The 2,590-nt window shown below is 74.4% G+C and carries 2 protein-coding genes and 1 pseudogene; all 3 read right to left on the reverse strand.

Going from position 1 to position 2,590, the window contains the following annotated elements; all coding sequences use genetic code 11:
* Positions 1-199 precede the first annotated feature (199 nt).
* Positions 200-1,210, reverse strand: coding sequence for a COX15/CtaA family protein (locus tag AC2W7A_RS11470; protein WP_485991463.1), 1,011 nt, complete (start codon positions 1,208-1,210; stop codon positions 200-202).
* Positions 1,211-1,290: 80 nt separating this feature from the next.
* A complete protein-coding gene (locus AC2W7A_RS11475; RefSeq protein ID WP_485991464.1) occupies positions 1,291-2,001 on the reverse strand; it encodes an ABC transporter permease in 711 nt (236 codons plus the stop codon).
* A gap of 483 nt (positions 2,002-2,484) precedes the next feature.
* Positions 2,485-2,538: pseudogene (locus AC2W7A_RS11480) on the reverse strand (hypothetical protein); the annotation flags it as partial.
* Positions 2,539-2,590: the final 52 nt, after the last annotated feature.

Raw genomic sequence — 2,590 nt, forward strand, 5'->3', positions numbered from 1 at the left:
GCCTTCGCATGACGTGGCCCGGGATGGGGCGGGCCGGGTCGCGCACGGTCCCCTCGGGGCACGGCACTTGCTCTCGGGGCACGGGACGACGACGGCCCCTCACCTCGCCGGGGCGAGATGGAGGGGCCGTCTGCGCGGCCGGCAGCATGTCAGGCGTGGGTCGCACCGGGTCTGCCGGCGACGACCGGTCATGCCGGATTCAGACGCGGGCGACGCCCTCCGCAGTGCCGGGGGTGACGTAGCGGCTGGTCTGGCGCTGCCAGCAGGAGACGACCGCACCGATGGTCAGCACGGAGCCCAGCAGATGCAGGACCACGACGCCCTCGGGCAGGCCGGTGAAGTGCTGCCAGTAACCGACCGCGCCCTGGTAGACGATCACGCCGAGGACCATGAGGATCGTGGTCCGCTGGGCGCGGGAGGCCCCGGCGGTGCGGAACACGAGGACGGCGGTGACGATCGCGGCGAGCACCAGCGGGTACACCGGGATCGCATGGAGCCGGGTGACGAGGAGGGCATCGAAGCCGTGGCGCACGGCGTCCGGATCGCCCGAGTGCGGGCCGGTGCCGGTGACGACCGTGCCGAGGACCACCATCACGGCGGAGACGGCCAGGACGACGCGGGCGCCGAGCCGGGTGCCCGGGGTGGTGGCGCCGTCCACGAGGGCGTAGCCGGGGCCGTGCCGGTGTTCGTCGCGCACGCGCTGGCACAGCATGGCGGCGATCGCGATCATGATGCCCGAGGCGACGAAGTGCCCCCCGACGATCCAGGGGTTGAGCTGGGTCAGCACGGTGATGCCGCCCAGGACCGCCTGGAACACCACGCCGCCGAGGATGCCGACCGCGAGCAGGAAGGCCTCGCGGTGGCTCTCACGCAGGCGCCACAGCCAGACGACCATGAGGATCGCCAGGATGCCCAGGACGCCGGTGAGCGTGCGGTTGCCGAACTCGATGACGCCGTGGATGCCCATCTCCGCGGTGTTCACCAGCGAGTCCGGGGTGCACTTGGGCCACGTCGGACAGCCGAGGCCCGAGCCGGTCAGGCGCACGGCGCCGCCGGTGAGCACGATGCCCATGTTGGCGACCAGGTTCGCGACGGCGAGCACGACGGTGCCCGTCGTGATCGAGGTGGGGAGCCGGTCCGGCCCGGAGGCGAGGCGGGGAGCGGTGCCCGTGCGCTCGGCTGTGGAGGAGCTGCGGTCGGTGACGGTCACGTCAGCCGTCCTTTCGTGTCAGGTGTGCGGCGAGGCGGAGGCCGCGGGGTCTGTTCTGTTGCGGTGGAGATCGCCGGACGTCAGGGACGCCAGCGGAAGAGCCGGAGGGCCAGCAGCACGGCGGCCGCCGACCAGACGAGCAGGACGGCCAGGGCGCCGAGGTCCCAGGCACCGTCCAGCATCGCGGCGCGCAGGCCGTCACCGAGGGCGCCGGAGGGCAGCAGCCCGATCCCGTCCCAGCGCGGCGGGAACACCGTGCCGCCGAGTGCGCCGAAGAGCACCCACAGCAGGTTCGCGACCGCGAGCGTGGCCTCGGGACGGGCGGTGCCCGCCAGCAGCAGGGCCAGGGCCGTGAAGGCCACGGCACCGAGGCCGATCGTCACCAGCGCGGGCAGCAGGCCGGCGAACATCGGCGCCCAGCCCAGGGCCAGCGCCACACCTCCGATCACCAGCACCTGGACCGCCAGCACGGCCAGCACGGACAGGGCCTTGCCGAGGACGAGGCCGGCCGTGCCCAGGGGAGTGGTGGCCAGGGCGGCGAGCACGTCATAGCGGCGCTCGAAGCCGGTGGCGATCGCCGTGGAGGTGAAGGCCGAGCTCAGCACGGCCAGAGCGAGGACTCCCGGTGTGGCGACGTCCAGGCCGCTGCGGCCCGGCTCGTCCAGCAGTCCCGTGACGTGGATGCCGATCAGCGCCAGCAGGGGCAGCACGAGGGTGACGACCAGCTGCTCGCCGTTGCGCAGGGCCGTCCCCGTCTCCAGGCGTGCCTGGGCGAGGATCCGGGCCGGCAGGGAGGCAGGGGCGGCGGAGGACGGGAAGGCGAGCGGGCCGTCGTCGGGACGGGCGCGGTCTGTGGTGGGCGCGGTCACCGGCTGACCTCCTCGAGGACGGCCTCGAGCCGCTGGGAGGCACGGTCCCAGCGGCGGGGGGAACAGGCCGTGGCGGGCCCAGCCGGAGGCCAGGGCAGCCATGGCGCGGGGGAGTCCACACCCGCGACGCGGGCGGTGCGGCCGTCCGCGCCCACCCCGGATCTCCGCGGGGACCTCCGGGTCGGCGGCCCACGCGGCCACGGCCTGTGGGTCCGGGTCGCCGAAGTCCACGTCCACCACGTCCCCGTTGCCGATGCGGGTGAGCTCGGCGAGGGTGCCGCGGCGGACGATCCTGCCCTCGGCGAGGATGGCGACGTCGTCCGCCAGGCGCTCGGCGTCGTCCAGCAGGTGGGTGGTGAGCACGACGGCGGCGCCCCGCTCGGTCTGCTCCCGCACCACGTCCAGGACGAGGGGGCGGGTCTGCGGGTCGAGGCCGGCGGTCGGTTCGTCCAGGAACAACAGGTCGGCGCCGATCCAGTGCGGCGGCGAGGCGACGGCGCTGGCGCTGGCC

Source organism: Micrococcus sp. LASM2_SD2, assembly GCF_057364565.1.